The 20,038-nt window shown below is 34.1% G+C and carries 11 protein-coding genes and 1 tRNA gene; 4 read left to right on the top strand and 8 right to left on the bottom strand.

The features are described 5' to 3' along the window. The first annotated feature begins 29 nt into the window (after nt 1-29). From DYR29_RS01600 to DYR29_RS01585, 4 genes are all read left to right on the top strand, one after another. A complete protein-coding gene (locus DYR29_RS01600; protein WP_213278932.1) occupies nt 30-941 on the top strand; it encodes a Hachiman antiphage defense system protein HamA in 912 nt (303 codons plus the stop codon). Beyond that, on the top strand, nt 908-3,298 hold the full coding sequence (locus tag DYR29_RS01595; RefSeq protein WP_213278930.1) for a DEAD/DEAH box helicase: 2,391 nt from the start codon (nt 908-910) through the stop codon (nt 3,296-3,298). The genes DYR29_RS01600 and DYR29_RS01595 overlap by 34 nt, the downstream gene beginning before the upstream one ends. A 323-nt stretch (nt 3,299-3,621) precedes the next feature. Beyond that, the gene (locus DYR29_RS22905) at nt 3,622-6,921 is read left to right on the top strand and encodes an AAA family ATPase (RefSeq protein ID WP_274608397.1); all 3,300 of its coding nucleotides are present in this window, start codon (nt 3,622-3,624) and stop codon (nt 6,919-6,921) included. Next, nucleotides 6,908-8,134, top strand: a complete 1,227-nt coding sequence (locus tag DYR29_RS01585) for an McrC family protein (RefSeq protein ID WP_213278929.1) — start codon at nt 6,908-6,910, stop codon at nt 8,132-8,134. Before DYR29_RS22905 ends, DYR29_RS01585 begins: the two co-directional genes overlap by 14 nt. Before the next feature lie 140 nt (nt 8,135-8,274). Here DYR29_RS01585 and DYR29_RS01580 read toward each other — a convergent pair whose 3' ends face one another. The 8 genes from DYR29_RS01580 to DYR29_RS01545 all read right to left on the bottom strand — a co-directional run bounded on the left by DYR29_RS01580 (nt 8,275) and on the right by DYR29_RS01545 (nt 19,718). Further along, a complete protein-coding gene (locus tag DYR29_RS01580) occupies nt 8,275-9,492 on the bottom strand; it encodes a site-specific integrase (RefSeq protein WP_213278928.1) in 1,218 nt (405 codons plus the stop codon). A gap of 251 nt (nt 9,493-9,743) precedes the next feature. Then, a tRNA-Ser gene (locus DYR29_RS01575) sits at nt 9,744-9,831 on the bottom strand. A 217-nt stretch (nt 9,832-10,048) separates the two neighbouring features. Then, the gene (locus tag DYR29_RS01570; protein ID WP_213278927.1) at nt 10,049-10,543 is read right to left on the bottom strand and encodes a hypothetical protein; all 495 of its coding nucleotides are present in this window, start codon (nt 10,541-10,543) and stop codon (nt 10,049-10,051) included. Nucleotides 10,544-10,621: 78 nt separating this feature from the next. Further along, on the bottom strand, nt 10,622-10,972 hold the full coding sequence (locus DYR29_RS01565; protein WP_213278926.1) for an immunity 51 family protein: 351 nt from the start codon (nt 10,970-10,972) through the stop codon (nt 10,622-10,624). Nucleotides 10,973-10,985: 13 nt separating this feature from the next. Next, nucleotides 10,986-11,489 carry an Imm26 family immunity protein gene (locus DYR29_RS01560; protein ID WP_213278925.1) on the bottom strand — a complete coding sequence of 168 codons (504 nt, stop codon included), beginning with the start codon at nt 11,487-11,489 and terminating at the stop codon, nt 10,986-10,988. Nucleotides 11,490-11,492: 3 nt separating this feature from the next. Further along, nucleotides 11,493-16,271: an RHS repeat-associated core domain-containing protein gene (locus tag DYR29_RS01555; protein WP_249413586.1), complete on the bottom strand. Its 4,779-nt coding sequence runs from the start codon at nt 16,269-16,271 to the stop codon at nt 11,493-11,495. An 18-nt stretch (nt 16,272-16,289) separates the two neighbouring features. Then, entirely contained in the window at nt 16,290-17,549 is a 1,260-nt protein-coding gene (locus DYR29_RS01550; protein WP_213278924.1) for a tetratricopeptide repeat protein, read from the bottom strand. A 6-nt stretch (nt 17,550-17,555) separates the two neighbouring features. Further along, nucleotides 17,556-19,718 carry a type VI secretion system Vgr family protein gene (locus DYR29_RS01545; RefSeq protein WP_213280554.1) on the bottom strand — a complete coding sequence of 721 codons (2,163 nt, stop codon included), beginning with the start codon at nt 19,716-19,718 and terminating at the stop codon, nt 17,556-17,558. Nucleotides 19,719-20,038: the final 320 nt, after the last annotated feature.

Genomic DNA, 20,038 nt, shown 5'->3' with positions numbered 1-20,038 from the left:
AATAAGAAACTAATACAATGCAAACTTAAATGAAACAAAGTTTACTTGATTTAATTACTAACAGTATTCTGCTGGAATATAACTTACCTAATCAAACATTAAGCTATCAGAAGTCATGTATAACACACAATGATTTAAATGATGATTGTTACAAAATCGATAATTTAGAAAAATTATCAAGAATAATTTATGAAAGTGTCTTGTATTACTCATATGACCAGTACCAACTTGAAGGTGGTTATCATCAAGGAATGTTTGAAAATGCTTTTAAGCGAAAATTCAAGTTTAATGAGGCTGCTGATGAAACCGCCAAATTAAAGTTAGGTTTCTATGGTGAAGCTCTATTATATTCATTACTAAAGATTTTTTACAATAATGAAACATTAGTTTGCCGTGGATATTTTTATGATATTCAGAAAAAATCTGAGGTCACAGGATATGATTGTTTCCACTTAATTCAAGATGAAAATAATTTACAACTTTGGTTTGGAGAAACAAAATTTTATCAAAATGGGACTTCTGCTGTAGATAGCGTTTTTGGCAACATTACTAAAGCTATATCAAATGATTATCTTATCGAAACAAACTTTACTACAATTTTACAAAGCAAAGGAAATATTCAGGATAAAGACAGTACAATTTATAAGATTCTAGATAAATGGGAAAAGTCTCTAATTCCAAATTTAGTGGATGAATTAAATAGCAATGATATTAAATTAGTCTATCCAATTCTACTAACCTATGACCAGCATAAAGATGGCTACAATGATTCAATCAACGAAATCATTACGCACATTAATACAAAATATAATACCACAACCTTCCCAAATATCGGAATCGATTATTCAATTTTTTTCATTTTACTTCCAATATCTGATGTAAAGCAATGTAAAAAACAAATTATAGAATGGATAGACAGCAAAGAACCCTTGATGCAGTAATTGCTTTAAATCAATTTCAAAATCAAGAATTACCAAGACATAAATTCCTAGAAAATGTTTGTGAATATTTTGACTTCATTAAAAGTTATGAGTTAGACGACTCAGATTACCGTTTTTTAATCCACCTGTCTTCAAAGGCTGGAGTACCTCATTACTATGATATTTTACATAAATTTAATGAGGACAAAATACTTTTAAAAAATGAAGAAAATGTGAAATTAGACGTTATCTCAGCTGTAATTTTTGAATCGACTTTATATACAAACGAAAATTCTAAACTACACCTCTACCAAAAAGAAGTTTTAGATTTTTTTACAACTGGAAAATTAAATCGTTACTTCTTATCTGCTTCAACTTCATTTGGAAAAACCCACTTAGTTTATGAAATAATCAATAAAATGAGTTACAAAAATGTAATTCTAATATTTCCGAGCATTGCATTATTATCAGAAAATCTATCAAGGATAAAAGAGGGAAAGATAAAATTATCAAATGATTTCAAAATCCATACTCTGAGTGATTCGGAAATTAATCCCGAAGAAAATAACATATTAATTTTTACACCAGAAAGATATTTATCATATCTAGACAAAAATAAAAAACTTGAAGTAGATTTTATTTTTGTTGATGAAGTTTATAAAATTGACAACAGCTATATTATAGATGATGAAAGCAAAGAAAACGAAAGAGATATTGCCTACAGAATGTCACTATTTTATGGTCTAACAATCAATACAAATGTTGATTTATTTATTGCGGGTCCATACATTGATGTGTTTGAAAAAAACGATGAGAAATACAATCCGTCATTTGATTTATTTTTAGAGGACTTTAAGATTGTAAAAGTGCTTCTTAATGAATATGAGATTGTAAAAGTAAATAAATATTCTGCTGATATTAAAATACAAACCAATTTTGATTCTCTTGATGTTAATTTAAAAGGAAAAGGAACGAAGAAAGCCAAGATTCAAGAATTATTTGACCGTATTCTTCTGCAAAACGAAAACGCAATAATCTATTGTAATACCAAATCAATTGCAGAAAGTGTAGCTCGGGAGTATGAAAGAACCGAAATTTCAACTGAAAACTTTTCTGATTTCTTAAATCACCTAATAACAACTTTTGACGAAAGATGGATTGTAATTAGAGCTCTAAAAAAGGGGATTGGTGTTCACCATGGTGTAGTTCCAAAATACATTCAGAAAGAAATTATTGACTTATTTAATCAAACTGAAAACAATTTGAATATTTTGGCCGCTACAACAACAATAACAGAAGGCGTAAATACAACTGCAAAAAATATGATTGTTTATAAAAGCAGTAAAGGTGGTGGTCAACATATCAAACCGTTACTAAAATTCGACGCAAAAAACATTGCAGGAAGAGCTGGTCGATTTATGGAACATTATGTCGGGAGAGTCATCACTCTAGATAATGATTTTTTAAGCGTTATTGAGAAAGAAGGAAAACCTATAGAGCATAAAAATTATGATATTGAAACTTCGAAAAATGAAGTGGAATTTGAAATGACTAAAGCCGAGTATTTAGATGATAGAACAAAAGAACAAATTGAAGAACTAAGGAAACTGCAAGAACAATTTGGAATTCCTGATTACATTATTAATCAATTTAAAGTTATTAGTAAAAGACAAAAAATAGATATTTATAAGGACATTTTTCAATTGTCTTCGACACAATTATCACTTATAAAAAAACTTATAAGTAGTTTAAATTCTACTACAATGAGTTTAGATAAAGACGGTTTTCAAATAATACTAGACATTATTCTACCACGTGTTGAAAATGAGAAACTCAAAGCACTAATCCAAAACAGATTCAAGTTTAAGCCAAACGATGTTAATGATTATTCAATTTTATATGCTTCATTAAGTAGCTATATTTCTGCTGGTTTCCAAGGTAATTACAACTATTTATTGTCAAGAAAACTTATTGGCAAGAAGGTTACCCCAAAAGAGTTTTCTTCAAATTCTAAGGAAAAAGAAATTTCGGAATGTATTGACTCAGCAATGAGAGAAACAGCCGAATTAATTTATAATACATTTAAGTATCAACTGGTTAAATATTTAGGTGTATTCAACTTAATGTATAAATACTTTATTTCTAACTTAGAAAACAAATCATTAGAGGAGACCTCTGGTATTGACATACTTTTAATTAAACTTGAATACAACGCATTTTCGGAGGAAGCAAAAATTGCCAGTGATTATGGAGTTCCAAACAAAATTGTGGCTTATTACGATGCAAAAACTGCTGAACAGGCAAAAAATATCCAAAATAGTTTTGACTCTTACGAGAGTCAGATATTTGAAAAAGTGAAGGAAATAATTAAAAAATAAAAATCTTGACTTAGTAAAATACTTAAAAAACATCCCATAAAGCTAAATTAAAATCTATACAAGAATTGGGTTTAATAATATGGATATTCATAATTTCCAAAAAATCCAATGTAATTACTGATTTGAAGTGCTTTTTATTTTGTTAATTGTAGAAACTTTAAAGCTGTAAAATAGCCAATTGCACATATAGTAAAATTATCTATATATTCAATTTGTTGAGATTCTTCAATAGATTAATATTACCAAATTAAAACTTGATATGAATACTTTCAAAATTCAATGCAGATTTTAAAAGAGAATTTTGCACAAAAAATAGATTAAAAATGAATAATAATCTTAAAATAATTTCAGCAAGTGATTTCAACAAATTAATTAGTTCAGATTTAGTTTTTGAAGCAATTGAGTTTATTCAAAATAACAATATAGAATTAATCAAATCAACCAAATACTCAATTATGATTGGAGGTAAAACCTATCCTCCAAAAGAAATTATGAGATATATGGCTCAATTAAGACAATATAAAATAGATGAAAGTACTTTATACGGTGGCAAAGTAAATAAACCTTTCCAAGATTTGGGTTTTGAAATTATAACCAATAAAGATTATTCGATAGTAAATTTAGATGTCTTGAAATCTTGTGTGATAAAATATAACTACGCAATTTCAAATACCGAGTGGCTAAAAACGGAAGAAATTTACAAATTCAACTTCATCGATTGGGTTCAAAAAAACATTGATTTTCAAAATGATTTAAATGAAGAAATAAAATCTAAAATTGAACTTTCTCAAAAACGAACATATTCACCAAATTCCACAATAAAGGGAGTAAATTTTATTCAAACAATAATTAGATATCAAGATAATTTTGTCACCATCGAAGATCTTCTAAAGATAAAACAAATTGTGAATGGTGAAATTTCACTCAATAAAGAAAATCTTACTTTATCTTTTAATAGTTTCCCAAAAACAAGTGCATTTCTTTCTTTTTATAAACCGGAAAGATTCATAGCATATGACAATGAGTCTTTACCATCTCATAGGTATCTAACAAGTATTCAAAATGCACCCAAAAGAGATTTTAAAGCATTTACGTTCTATCAAGAATTCTATATGATGGTTAAAGAATTATTGAAAGAAAGCACAATAGATGTCCAAAAGATATTAGAAATATTAAATATTGAAGAGTTAACGGAATTACACTGGAATTTCATCGCTCAAGATTTTTTATTATATGTAACAAGAAAAATAATGTCTGTAAACACGTTACAAAAAAAATATGATTTTTTTATTAAACATGAAAAATTAGAAAATTGGGAATGGTATCAAGATATAAAATTTTATACAGAAGTTATAGCTCAATTACAGAAAAACTGTGAACAAAATAAGTATAGTTCCTACACTGAATTAAATTCTGACTACAAAATCATTTCAAATAATATCAATGGTGACTTTTTAGAAAGATATTTATTCATGTCTAGTAATGGATTTTCAACTGTAAGGAATCAATTGATTAAACTTACTGTTCGTCAAAAAATTAGGGAAAAAGTTTCAAAAGATTTCTCAGTTCTTCTTAATATTTTATTAGAAAAAGATATTCATAAATGTTTTAAAAAAATTCAAACCCTAATTGAAGGAAATAACTGGACTGTTATTTATCGATTTCTAAGAGCTCTATTTCCATATAATTTAACTTCGGTTGATGCTCCAAACCAATTTGATTCTTTATTGAAAAAACTTAATGATGACTTTGAAATCGCTATTGCACCCGACGATCAAATTAATAAGAATAAAGAAGTTTTAGACCAGATTAGCTATCAGGATATTTATAAGGCACAAATATTCTTTTGGATGTACAGAATTGAGAATAATACAAATAATACAGATCCCTCCCAAGATTCAGAAATAGCAGATATGACAACAAAATTCCCCTTAAACCAAATTTTATACGGAGCACCCGGAACAGGTAAAACATACTTAACAAAAAAGATAGCTGTAGAAATAATAAATGGTGTCCGTAAAAGAAACAGAACAGAAATTCTAAACGAATATGAAGATTTAAAAAACTTAGGTCATATAAAATTCACAACCTTTCATCAAAGCATGAGTTACGAAGATTTTGTTGAAGGAATAAGACCTGAAGAAGTTAATGGACAGATTATATATGAAAAAAAGCCGGGAATATTTAAAGAATTATGTACTGTTGCTAAATCAGCTAATGTAGTTAATGATTCTATAGATATCAATTTTGATAATTGTAATTATTTCAAGATGAGCTTAGGCGGTTTACAGAATTTAGAAAAGCATCAATGGTCTGTCGACAATGGATTAATTTTCTTGGGATGGGGTGACGATAAAGATTTTACTGAGTTTAAAAATATTGAAGAATGGACTGTGTTCAGAGATAAATTTAAAGAAAAATATCCTGAATTAGTTAAAGAAAGTAAATATGTAATTCAAGCTGTCTTTTGGTTTCAAAGAATGAAGATTGGTGATATTGTTTTAGTCTCAAAAGGTAATAAAATAATTGATGCTGTTGGAGTGGTTGAAAGTGATTATTTTTACGATGATAGCAAAAATTTTGATAATTATCAATTTAGAAAGGTGAAATGGTTGGCCACAGATTTAAACGTAAACTCCAACGTATTTGTAAGTAAAGGAATCTCTCAGCAAACAATCTATCAGTTTTATGACAAAGATGTAAAGAAGGATGTTTTAAAAGAAATGTTCAAGAAAGAAAAACATTCTGTTCAAAAAAAATTCGTTCTCATCATTGACGAAATTAATAGAGGAAATGTTTCAGCGATTTTTGGAGAACTAATCACTTTACTTGAAGCTGATAAAAGAAAAGGCGTTTACAAGAATAATGATGAATACATAGAAACAATCTTACCATATTCCAATGAAGTATTTTCAGTGCCGGATAATCTTTATATTATAGGAACGATGAATACTGCAGATAGAAGTGTTGAAGCAATGGATACTGCGCTACGCAGAAGATTCTCTTTTACAGAAATGCCTTCGGATCCAGATTTAGTAAAAGCCGATAAAATTATTTATGACACTTTATGGCAATATGAAGATATCGGATGGGATGACAGTAGATGGATAGAGGTTGAAAACGGACTTAAAGAGCTATTTGAGTTCAATCTTGATTGGGAAGATGATAAAAGAGAATTATGGGACAGTTATACAAAAGAAGGCTATAATATAAATGATGCTGAAAAATTAAATCCATATTTCAAAGAAAGAATAAACTTGAATACTATTCTCAAAACTATCAATGACAGAATAGAATTTTTGATTGATAAGGATCATCAAATCGGTCATTCATATTTATTTAAAGTAAAATGTCTCAAAGATTTATCAAATGTCTTTGCTAATAACATTATTCCTCTTCTGGAAGAATATTTTTATGGTGATTATGGTAAAATAGGTTTAGTTTTAGGTGGTGGATTCGTAACATCTGAAACAATTAATGGTGAAAATATTTTAGCTCAGAATTTTTCATATAATGCCGAAATTTTGGATGAAAAAGAAGTTTTCAAGTTCACTCCTCAAGATTCTTGGAATTTGAAAACATTTACCTCAATTTATAATGCCGAAGAAGATGTCCAAAAATAAATTAATACAAGTATTTGAATACCAAAAATTAAAAATTGGACAAGATGGATTTACTGAATCTAACTTCCAAGCGTTGGTGTTATTCAATGAAAAAAATGGTAACAAATACTTTACAACAGTACACAAAGGAATTCTGTTTAATAGTTACGTAGGGGTTATTCAAATTGGCGGATTAACTATTGAAATTTTACCAAAAGCGGACAACTCAGATAATAAATTACTTTGGCGTGATGTGTTACTTCATATGTTGAAGGAATGTAAATTAATTCAAGTTGATAATATATCTGAGACACATCTTAAAAAGAGATATAATTCTGTTCTTGAAGCTTATTATGAGATTTATTTAAATGAAATAGAATATTTAATTAAAAGAGGTTTAATTAAAAAATACAGAAAGAACCAAAGCAATCAATTTTCATTAAAAGGAAAATTGTTGTTTTCTCAGAATATTCAAAAAAATGTAGTTCATAAAGAACGGTTCTACTGTTCCCATCAAGTATATGACAGAAATAACGTAATCCATCAAATTTTACTTGAAGGCGTATCCGTGTTGCAACATTTAGAAAACGGAAAATTTACCGATCGAATTAATAGAATCATGTTCGAGTTTGATAAAATTGACAAAGTGAAGATAACTTCAAGACACTTTGCGATGGTTCAAACAAACCGTAAAACTAAGCCCTACACCAATGCAATACAAATTGCAAAAATGTTAATTCTAAACTACTCACCAAATATCAGCTCAGGTACTGAAAATATGTTAACCTTATTGTTTGATATGAACAAACTTTGGGAAGAATATATTTTCAGAATTCTTCACAAATATAAACCTGCAAACTATAAAGTTTCTTATCAAAATTCAGATAAATTTTGGGAGAATAAAAGAATTAAACCTGACATACTGATTAGAAAAGAAAATGGAGAAAATTTTATCATTGACACAAAATGGAAAGTTGTGACATCTAACAAGCCTTCCGATCAAGATTTAAAACAAATGTTTGTATATAACCTACATTGGGAATCACCGCAAAGTATGTTGTTATATCCTCAAATAAATCAAAAAGATAGTGAGTTTGGAAATTACAAATTCATATATAATAACAAGATAAATCAGTGTAAATTGGGGTTTGTAAGTATTCTAGATTCCGGGAGAATAAAAAAAGGTAAAGATTTAGGTGAAGAAGTTTTTAGAAAAACAAATATAATTATCTAATAAAGGATACCGTTCCATCTTAAATAAGGCCATTAAAATAGAGTAGTGTTTATATGTTATAGGCATATCTTAAAAATCAAATTTAAAGGGATGTCCCGTCCTAAAATAAGTGTAAGACTTTTTTATTTATCCCTATTTTTTTATTTGTTATGAAGTTTTCCCCTTAAAACCATCATATCATCACTCACTTTCTTATCCAGGATCTTCGCATAATGCTGCGTCGTTTTTATATTCGTATGCCCCAGCATTTTACTCACACTTTCAATGGGAACCCCATTGGATAAAGTAACAGTAGTAGCAAACGTATGCCTTGCGATATGGAAAGTCAAATCTTTATTGATTCCACAGACGCTCGCAATCTCTTTGAGATACGAATTCATTTTTTGATTGCTGAGAACAGGAAACAGGACATCTGAATTGACGCATTGTGGATGATTCTCATACTTTAAAACCAGCTCTTGAGCTACAGGCAATAATGGAACTCTGGTTGAAATATCGGTCTTTTGACGATGGGTAAAAATCCATTGATCACCATCAATCCCAACGTTGATGTTAGACTTAGACAATTGCTTGACATCCACGTAAGCCAATCCGGTATAGCAGCTAAAAAGGAAGATATCCCGAACTTGGTTCAATCGGTCTGATGCAAATTCCTTTTCGTAAATCATCTGAATTTCGTCTTTGGTAAGATATGGACGTTCGACAGCCTTTATTTTTGCTTTATAGCCGAGAAAAGGATCTTTGGTGATCCAACCGTGCGCCATACACAAACGAATGATCTTTTTGAAATTTTTGAGGTATTTAACGGCTGTATTGTTTGCGCATTTACGCACACTGCGCAACCAGAAATCATAATCACTGATAAAACCGTGATCGATTTGCGTGATATCAATATCAGAAACTTTGTACTTCCAGTTAATGAATTCCTGCGTATGCTTTAAGGAAGTTCTGTAACGTTCCAATGTTCCGGCAGCAAAATCCTGACCGACCAAGGCTTCCACTTTATCATTATGCTCCTGAAAGATGGGGATGAGCATTCTTTGCTCAATGTCAGTTCCAAGCAGTTTAGATTTTAAACTCTCTGCAGTTACAAAGTTTTCTTCTTTCAGCATCAGGTAGTGGAAATCGTAAACTTTCTGTTCCAAAGTTTTAAGATAGAGATTCAGTGTTTTAGCTTCTTGCGAATTACCTAGTGCCTTGTGTGCCTTAACATCCCATTTCTTCGGATCGATATATCTTTTAGCAGCAATGTCTGCGGCCTTGCCGTCTATCGTAATTCGTAAGTAGATGGGAGCGGTTCCGTTTGTTCTGATCTTATTCTTTTTTATAAAGAATAACAGGTTGAATGTTTTGTTCATTGTGTGATAACTTTAATGGTTTAATAATTTACTTTTTGTTACCACTTTTTGCAAGATGTACAATCGTTAGACTGCCTGTTGGTCGGGATTTCCCTGATTTTTCGTGACCCATTTTTGTAATTTTTTGAATGGGACACGAAATAGGTCATATAAATCGTGACCTATTTTGGTTTTTTTTGATACAAGCGTAAAACAAAAAACGCTGTAAACATTGATGTTTACAGCGTTTTAGCTTATTTTGGTTTCTAACCTGGCGGAGAGTGAGGGATTCGAACCCCCGGACCTGTTACAGTCAACAGTTTTCAAGACTGCCGCAATCGACCACTCTGCCAACTCTCCTTTAACTCCGGTTATACCGTTGTTTTCAGTGGTGCAAATATAGAACGTTTTTTATTACTGGCAAAATATTTTTTGAAGAAAATTTACATTTCTCTGTTTTTGAAGAAAATTCTATCTTTCGAAGTTGTTAAATTAAAATTTATTAACAACTCAACTTCAGTTATTTACCCTTTAATAAAGGTATTTCGCCTTCATTACTATTTTTTAATGCCTATTTTTACCCGTAATAATATTCGGTAGTCACATCTCCGCTAAAGGCCGGATACACGTCCTGTTTCTGCATATTCAGTTCAAATAGTCTTTCACCGTCTTTATTCCCTCCCCGTATTTTTAAAGAATACCATCCGTTTTCCAGAGATAGTGTGACACTATTTTCTTCGCTGATAGCAGCAATATCTTTTAAATAGCCAATGCCAACAATTTTCACTTCATTATTAGCGGTTTGAAATATCCAGCCTCGTGACTCCACCTCTACTTCATCATCATTTAAAATCTTTTCGTCATTCACAGAGACTCTGAATGCATAATAATCTTCTTCTACCCCTATTATTGGAATAGCGATTCCTGATTTTGTGATTTCGTCTCCATGCTCATTTTCTACGAAATATTTTAAAATATTAGTACCCGGAAGATGATTTTCCTGCAGGTAGTTTGCTAAAAGCTGCGGACTAAACACCACAAAACCTTTAAGTTCTGAGAATATTTTCTTCATGTATATTTGGATTGGATTTGGATTAAGTTTTATCTGCTAATTATCATCTAAACCTGTTTAAATTGTTTTAATATTTGATTAGTCAAGTTCAGCCCTTGAAAACAAATCTTTGATTAAAGTTTCATCTTCACATGTTTTTTTAAAGTTTAAAATAAAATCTTTCAACTTTTCTGAATCGGAAGAGTAAGCACAAAACATTCCTGCTTCAGGATCAAAATGAATGATATCCATCAGATCGGCTCTTTTTTCTCTGATAAAAACGTCTGCCAACGATGCCCAATCATAACCATTACCTTCAAACCCTTCATCAGCACGGGTATCAAATATTTCCTGTTTATATGCTCCCACATCTAAACATACCGAAAAGCTGTTTGCATGTTCTACCCAAAAAAAAGGCTTGATGACTTCTTTTAATTCATTAATTTCCATAATCTTACTATTTCTATTGCTGGAGTTGGGCTAGGTTATTAGTCTTTATGGCATCTTCAACTCTTGTTGGATTGAATATAGTCCAAGGGTTATATTTTTTAGCTTCGTCATTACTTATTCTTTGCTTTGTACCTCCTTTCCATAAATCAAAGCTATTTTCCGTACCCAGAATAAAAGTTATTTCAGAATAATTGGAATCTTTATTTTTATCATAATTATCTGTTTCAAAAATGAATCTCCATCTGTCTCTGTCAAAAGCCAGCGTAGTATGGATAGGCTCTGTTAATCTTCCCGAATTAAGAATTATGTTCTTATCCTTTGGAATTTCACCTGTATATTTGAATATTTCAATAAGATCTCCTGTTGAATCATTTTTTTCAATTAATCTTCCATAAGCATAAGTTTCATTTTCAGAAAATTTGAAAGATTTATAATTTTTAATATTTTCCTTTACCCCTCCAGGTAAAAATAAAGGTATGAAAAAGATGTTACCTTCTTTTTTTTCAAAGTATTCCATAAATTATTTACATTTTATTCTTGTTCCAGCTAATTCAGCTTCTTTCTTAATTTTATCGTATTCAGCTTTAAAAGCAACACCTCTAGGATCTGTACGGGTTTTTTCAAACGAGTTTATTTTATTTCCTCTATTTGTAGAGGATATTTCTTCCCCAATAATTCCTGTTTTTGTTTCATACTGCTCAATATAAAACTGCTCATATCCTCTTGCCTGTTCTATTGTTATATTTTCCTGGAGAACTCTATGAGTAGTTGTTTCTCCATATCTTCCTGTATCCATATGCTGAGACATCCTATCACCAACATTTTGTTTAGTAATACCTACATAATATGGAGTTGATGATCCGTTTTCATATAATGCATATACTGCGTATCCAGTTGTACCAAGTGGATCTAAGCCAAAGATATCCACCCAGTTATTGCTGTCAAAAACATATGCATAAGGGTTGGGATTATTCCCAAATAAGCCTATGGGGTCTTTTGACAGATATACGCCACTGCTGCTGTCATAATATCTATATCTGTTATAATAAAGACCATCTGTTTCTATATCCTCATATTGCCCAAGCTGTCTGAACGGAATAAAATATCGGTCACCTTTTACATTTTTAAGATTTCCATAGATATCATATTCTGTACTCCAGATTACTTTACCTTCTTTATCAAAAGCCTGAACAGGTCTTCCTAAATAATCAGAAACAATACTGTAGCTTTCTCCGTTGATAATTTTGGCACATGGCACATATGAATTTCGCTCATATACCCAGGTCACCACATTCTCCACAGGTTCTTTGCCCACAATGACATTTCCGTCATCATCTACTGTGGTTACAGGTTCTTCATCAATATCGTAACTCCATTCATGTAAAAGAACATTGCCATCCCAAATATAACGAGTTATTTTCTTTGCTCCAATTTTAGATATTCTTCTTCCCAATGCATCATATCCAAAACTCACCTCTTTTCCATCCGGACGTTTTACTTTGGTAAGCATACCGTTGGCATGCCAGAAATAAGCCCAGTCACCAGGGTTCCATTCCGGGCTTTGTACTTCTTCTGAAGATACGGGATTCACATCCGGTAAGTCTATACCGTTTGGCAGTTTAGGAGTATTCAGCCAGTCTGAAGCTATCGTTTTGTAATAAGGATGTACGTTGTTTTCTTCTTCCCGATGCTCAGGCAAAACATTATTAACCGGCCGTTTACTTTTTAATAGTAAATTTCCTTCATCATCATAATGATAGAACCAGTTTTTGTCACGCATAAGTTTTCCGCCTTTATCATATACACGGTCTGTTCTTCTTGCACTTTCGTATAGACAGCCAGTTTCATCAGGATTTTTATACTGAACTTCCCCACTGGAATTTTCTGCTGCGACAAGGCTTCCAAAGGCATCATAATCAAATCTTGTCCGTCCACCTGTCACCCTGTCCAGAACATGAAGCAAACGGCTTCCGGCTGCCCAGTCATAATCTTTATGGAAAGCCGTTTCTGTTTTATTAACTGTCACTTTCTGACTCACCGGCATTCCGATATGATCAAATTCAAAAGTGCTGTCTATACCACCCGTCATTTCGCGGGAAAGCAGTTGTTCGTTTTGGCTGATATTGAGGTTCATCTGCCATGGCAACTGAAGATCCGGAGTAACTGCCCTAACAGTTTTAAGATGCCTCAGATCATTGTAAGAATATTCTATTTCCGCACCCAAACTGCTTTGCAGACCTATAAGATTTCCCTGATCGTCATATTCATACTGAATAGAGTGTTCACCTTGTTTTTCAGTGATGATCTGTCCTAATTTATTTCTCTGGAAACTGATACTGCTGTCTTCATTATCAGCTTTAACCAGTAATCCTGAAGTATCATATTGATATGCCTCCCAGGTGCCGTCAGGGTAATGGGTCTGTGTTATTCTTCGTCCTAAATCATATTCATAAAATGTATTGCTTCCCTGAGGAGTTCTTTTTTGGGTAATGAGCCCGTCTTTATCTCTAATAAAGAACTTCTTCTGACCGTCAAAACCTGTTTCTCCTATGATTTCGTTATTATTATTTCTTTCAAAAGAATAGATTTCTCCTTTTTCATTGGTAATGCTTACTAAGTTTTCATAAGCATCATATCCAAAAATCAAGGTCTCTTCTTTTTTATTGGTAATTGCATTTCTTCTCACCTTACGTTTCAGGCTTCCCAATGGGGTATAGCTCAGCAGCCATTCTGCACGGCCGTCTGTAGCATATATCGGAAGGTCATAAGCATCATAACGAAGTTTCAAAGGTAATTGTCCTTCTTCATTTACTTCTACCACCCTACCCATTCTGTCTCTGTTCAGGAGGGTTCTGTTTAAAGGTTTTGGGCTGAAAACCAACATTCTTCCGTATTCGTCATATTTCAGATATTGCTCAGCGCCTGCGCTATTGGTCAAATGGATAACCTGACCTCTAGAATTGTACTCATAATGTGTGATAATATCTGCTCTTCTACTGGTTTCAGGAAGTCTTTCCCCATCGGCATATTCGTAATATACGCTTTCTTCTGTGGGATCAGTATAGCTCAGCAATTTTCCGTCTTCATCATAACTCCATGTTTCAGAAGTTCCCGAAGGTGAGAGACGGGCAATCACCTGTCCGAATTCATTGTACTGATAATGGTATTCTTCCCCATCCGGGCTATGGAAAATCTTGATATTTCCCATTTCATCGTAGGTATATCCTTCAACTCGGCCTTCGGGAGATCCTACCATTTTCAGCTCGCTGTGAGCAGTGTAATCATACCAGGTTTCCCCTCCTTCTCCATCTACCATTTTATAAACCAGAAAGTTTTCATCATAATGATACTCTTCTGTTTTGTTGTTTTGTTTTGGATAAATAACTTCCGTGAAACCTTCTTCATCATGATACTGAAGTTTTCCTTCCATATACCCATCTACACCTTTGGTATGCGTTACTCTTCCTTCTGCATCATATTCCCACTGATAACTCATTCCGTTTCGGTTCGTTCTTTTCACCACCTGATTTCTTCCATCATATTCAAAGACAATTGCTTTTTTATGAATATCCCAGACATGGGTAAGATTTCCCCGCTCATCATAATCGTAGCGAACCTGCAGGTCTCTCTGTTTTTTATAACAGTAATATACTTCTGTTATTTTTTTATATTCGGGATGAATAACCGTTTCAATACTGAATCCGCTCTTTACATCTTTTATAGTTTTCAGTACAATATTCCGGTCTTCATACTCATATTCTCTGATTGTGCCATCTCCATATTCAATATGAATCACTTTATAAATTGTTCCTTCTGTAACATGATAGAAACGTTTATAGGTATAAATATCAGTTCCTTTACGGATCACCCAAATACTGCTGCTTGGTCTGTACTGCCATATTTTCTGATCCCTGAAATAGGTCATCTCTTCACCAATTTCAGGCGCAGGGATTAACATGGCAATATTTTCGTCAGGATGCATCCAACCGGCAAACTTATTGCCTTTTTCAGTAAGAATAAACAGGTCATGATTACTGAAGACCCCATTTCCTAAAGGTCCGAAGTCATAAGGTCTGTCACTGTGCCATACATTCTTCCATTTTAAAGGAGTGCTTCCCTGAATTTCAAAATCATCCCATTCAAAAACCATTGCTCCTGTCACAAGATTAACCGGCTCAAATCCCCATTTACACAATTTTTTAGACAAAGCATTGGCAAATTTAAATTTACTGAACGGCGCTTTTTTAAGGACACTGTTATTGAATTTCTTTAATCCGTTAGCTCCCAACTTTCCTATTTTCTTGGTCAGGCTTCTCATTAAAAACATTCCCGCAAGACGCATCAGCATTTCTCCGGGCGTATAGACATGCGGGACGAAAGCTCCTCCCACCAATACAGGCCCGCCCGTATTGATCTGGATATACATGCTTGAAAAGTTATTATAGAATGCGAAATAGGCCAGTGGATTTTTCTTCGGTTTATCCGGCATCGCAGGAAGCATAGTCATCCCGAAAGGGAATCCCATACAGGTAAGGACCTGCTGCGGCTGGTTTCCGCTCATTTTACTTCCCTGTGCCAAAACGGTCTGTGAACCATAATACACTTCTCCTTCGTGCGGAGCTTCCTGAGGAAAAGGAATGATATATACAGGAATGAGTGATGTAATGTGTCTGAACGGAATCACCACTCCCATTACACTGGTAGTGGTGGTAGCTTTGTGTCTTCCGTGAACGTATATGGAGCCTCCCATTGGAATACTTTCCGGCAGTGATGGCATCAGATTTCTTGCAAACTGCGGAATCGGAATGGTGATGGTAATGTAATCCATGATGTCAAAAACAATTCCGATAAAAGGATGTGGCAATGGCAGTGGAATCAGCATAAATGATGGCGGCGGCGGGATCAGTGTCCAGTGGATATCAATGGCCAGCACAATATCAAAATGCTTACTCGTATGCTGAATGGCAGTGGAAGGCATTGCTGGAGTATTCACCTTGATCAGTTTTACCTTACTTTCCGGAGCTGCTTTTTCGGCAGTCACAGCACTGCTTCCACCGCCACCGCCACCTCCACTACTACTTTTCCCAGATTGAGCGCTATCTCCGCCAGCTAAGGATTTAGCCATAGATACAGGATTCAGGGAGTCAATGTTATTTTTCATACCGTTCTTCCAACCCTGTTTGGTTTTGTCCCAGCTCACTGAAGTAACGTCTGCGTTCACCTTCAAAGAACGGTTGGGGTTCATATCCGGTTTTGCAACCTTTATGGGTTTTACTGTCTTTTTATTCAGATCTGCCATGATTCTTTTAATTTGAGATTACCCTGCTTTTGGCCTTTCTACACTTACCCTCCAGTCATCACCAAAATAAGTCTTCATTTCATTGTCCAGTATTGTTTTTTTAGAATGGTCGCTTTCGTATTTGAGAATCAGCATTGAGGCTACAAACCGCAGGCTGCTCTGTTCCCTTACTGAAGGATCCATTAATTTTGCTATGTCGAGACATTTTTCAAAATACCTTATCATTTTATCTTTTGTAAGCACAGTATCATTCAATGTTCCTATGATTCTGTAGCATTCAATAGCCATTGCATATTCTCCTATCTTTTGTGCTGTTTCTGCAGCTTTTTCAAATATTTTTTCTGCCTTGGATTTTTTGGAATTTCCTAACAGATGGCTTCCGTAATTCATGTACATCTGAACTTCCAGAGGTGAGTCAGGTTCTACTTCTTCAAATATGATCCGGTAAGTATCTTCTGCCCTGTCTTTTTTCCTGTCTGCTGTATACGCCTGGGTAAGCATAAAATAGGCAGAAATCTCTCCCTGTTTATTTTTTTGTTCTTTAGCGAGCTTCACTGCTGTTTTTAAGGCATGTTCCGCTTCTTTGAATCTTTCTTTACTTAAATGGTTACTCGCTATAAGAATCTGCTGCTGAAAATCCGTATCCGGGCTGTTTTTCTTCCGGTTAGTATGCGCTGCAGTATTCTGCATTAACTGATGGATATCCACTTCTACCCTGAAACTGTGCGCTGAAGGAATCTGTGATAGTGTTCTATGGGTATGATGTTCTGCCCAAACCAGTTTAAGGTCTTTGTTTTCTGACATTTCACAGATCCTGCACCATTCTTTCACCCAGAGGGACAGCTCTTCTGTATCACTGATCCTGAGCGGAGCTATATAGAGGTAAATCTTTGAATCCTTAATATTGGGAAAGTTTTTCTTTAATTCCAGTAAAGGATAAAATGCTTTGTAGGCATCTGTTTTAAAAGTCTGCTCCGGATCTTTGAGTTCCCATTGGGGAATATTTTTCTCACTTTTCTTCAGCATTCCGTAAAACTCGGTCCATTCATCCAGTAAAGTCTGTCCGAAAGATTTCATTCCGTTAAATTCCTGATAATGGAGTAAAAAAATATCATCTCCTTCTTCATCTTCGGAGAGTTTTGATTTGATAAATCCATCAAAAAGATCGGTTTCATGTTTTTCTCCTAAACAAATCAGCATAGGTTTTTCTTCGTTCTTTGAAACGACTTTCTGCCATTGTCTTTTTAATTTTACCAACTCCAAATCTACTGGATTCATCTGCTTTTAATTCAGTTTTACAGTTCCACTTACAATATTTGTTTCACTTCCGCCACCTACATTTATTTTTCCTCCACTGCTGAGATTGGCTTCGGTATCTCCTCTCATGGAAAGGGTTTTGGTTCCGATATCCAGAGTATCTGACTTGATTCCGACTCCGGAAGTAGGATCACCGTCTTCAGGACCTACTCCAACGCCGATACTTGTTGTTCCTCCAACTCCGATATTGACTCCCTGTACAAATATTTCTTTTCCTTTGATCTGAATATTTCCGTCTTTATCCATATAAATAGAGCTGCTTCCACAGTTGAGGGTAATTGAAATCTTACTGTCTATGGTTATATTTCCTGCTCCATCCAGAAAAACAGAATTCTGGTCTTTATCTCTTACGGTAATTCCACCGCCATCATCCAGACTCATGGTATGTCCGCTTTTACTGCTTAAGCTTTTAATATTATTCCCGGCTCCGCCACCGCCGCCAACTCCACCATGGAACATTCCTCCCATCACGAACGGACGGTCGGGATGTTGATGGGCAAAGTTCACCACTACCTGGTCACCTTCTTCCGGAATGGCCATAAAACCACGGTTTTTGCTTACTTTTTCGCTTCCGCCACCATCAGGGGTCATTACCCGGATGTATTCTGTAGTGGTAGAGCCATTCTGCCAGTCAAACTGAACTTTAACTCTTCCCTGATTTAAAGGATCTGCATTGGAAATTACTTTGGCAAATTGTGCATCTGCTTTCGGAGTATGAAACTCCGGTCGTGGAATAAATCCTGTGTCAGAAGCTATTGCCTCAAATGTTCCGGTATAATATCCTCTTGCGTCCACCTCGTGATACATATCTATAATCATCAGCTTGGTGAAATAAGTCGTTTCACTGCTTTCTGCTTTCCGCATTTCAATATCAGCAATACAGCCCGGATACAGGAATGGCACTGTTGTAACACCTGAAATAACAAATACTTCTGAAGCTTTACTTCCTGCTGTTCCTTTCTGAGAGTTTTCCACATCCATGAAAGAGACCGCTTTTATCGGAGCTACCCTCAGTGAAGGGGTTGTAAAGGTTTTTTCTGATATTTCATAAGCTCTTTTGGCTATATCTGAAGTATGGGTAATCTTAGAGTTACCTGTCGTTAATTTTTCATTTTTACTACTGTTATATCCATAAAATGAAGGATTCACATGCTGGGCTTTCATTTTGATCTTTACGTCACTCACACTGCTTCCGTAAGTAAGTTTCACAGGCTTTTCCTGAGGTGGAAGTTTTCCGAAATGCAGGACTTCACCATCATAATAAAACTGTTCTCCATACGCTTCTGCTATTCTTGCCAGATAGTTGTAATGGGTTTCTTCATATTGTGAACTGTACGAAACGTTTCCGTGTGCGGCATCTACTCTAAAATCAAAAGAATTTTGTCCAAGACCTTCTTTGATTACCTGATCTGCAATACTGTTCAGACTGATCTCCTGTGCCCCGCCAAAACTCTGAATATGAGGGGCTGCATCTAAAAGAACAGTGGGGCTTGCCCCTGTAAGAACAATATTTCCCAGGCTTCCTTTTTCCTGACTGAAACCTACTTCAGTGATAACTCCTACAAAGTTTCTTTCAGGGCCGTCTTCAACGTCTTTGTACCTGAAAATCACGGTAATTCTTTTTCCCAGAAAGTTTTGGGCTTCTTCCAGATTATGATTTTCTGAGCTTCCAAGGGTATCATGGGCCAGCATAAGGTCAAATTCATGATGCTTTACAGCACTTTGCTTTAGCTGAAAATGTTTGAAATGTTTGATTACTTTTCCGTCAATTACAATTTCAAGCTTTATCACACGGTTGATTCCTGCTACCTGATTGCCAGGAATTGTATTGGCGTTATAGATTCCGGAAGTAGGCTGTTTTGACCATACTTTATCCTCTACCAATGTAGGTGGATTAGGCTGTTTAACCTGGTTCATAAACATTTGGGAACCGCTTTGAACCATTCCGGTATAAGCCTGAGCCTGAACCATTTTTTCTGTAGCTTTCTTAACAGTTCCGCTTGATTTTTCCTGTATTTTCTGGGTAGTTTTGGATACAGCCTGATCTTTCAGACTCTCTTTCAGATTATCTACAGCTGGAACTTTATCTTTGGAAACAGGCCTTTTGGGTGAATGATCGTCCTGAAACATAGTTGTAATATTTTGATTGATTGGAGTGTCAAATTTTTTAAGGCTAAAATCTACCTGGATCAAAAAGATCAGATACATTTTCGTTATCCGTGTTCTATTCTAAGAATAAAATCCGGATATTGGGATCAAAACAGGGCATAGAATCATAAGTAAAAGGTAAAGCAATTCTTGTATTTACTTTACTCCCTGTTGAAATTCAGGATTTCTCCTGTGTTTATCGTGATGACTGGCAAATTTTAATCATTATTATTTCTTTTGTAATTGGATTGGTGGTATTACAAAGATAAAACGCTAATCTGTATTCAAAAAATTTTCAGTGA

The sequence above is a fragment of the Chryseobacterium indologenes genome, from assembly GCF_018362995.1.
GTDB lineage: Bacteria > Bacteroidota > Bacteroidia > Flavobacteriales > Weeksellaceae > Chryseobacterium > Chryseobacterium indologenes_G.
Note: the sequence above shows the minus strand (reverse complement) of the source record. Positions and strands in the feature narration are given on the sequence as shown.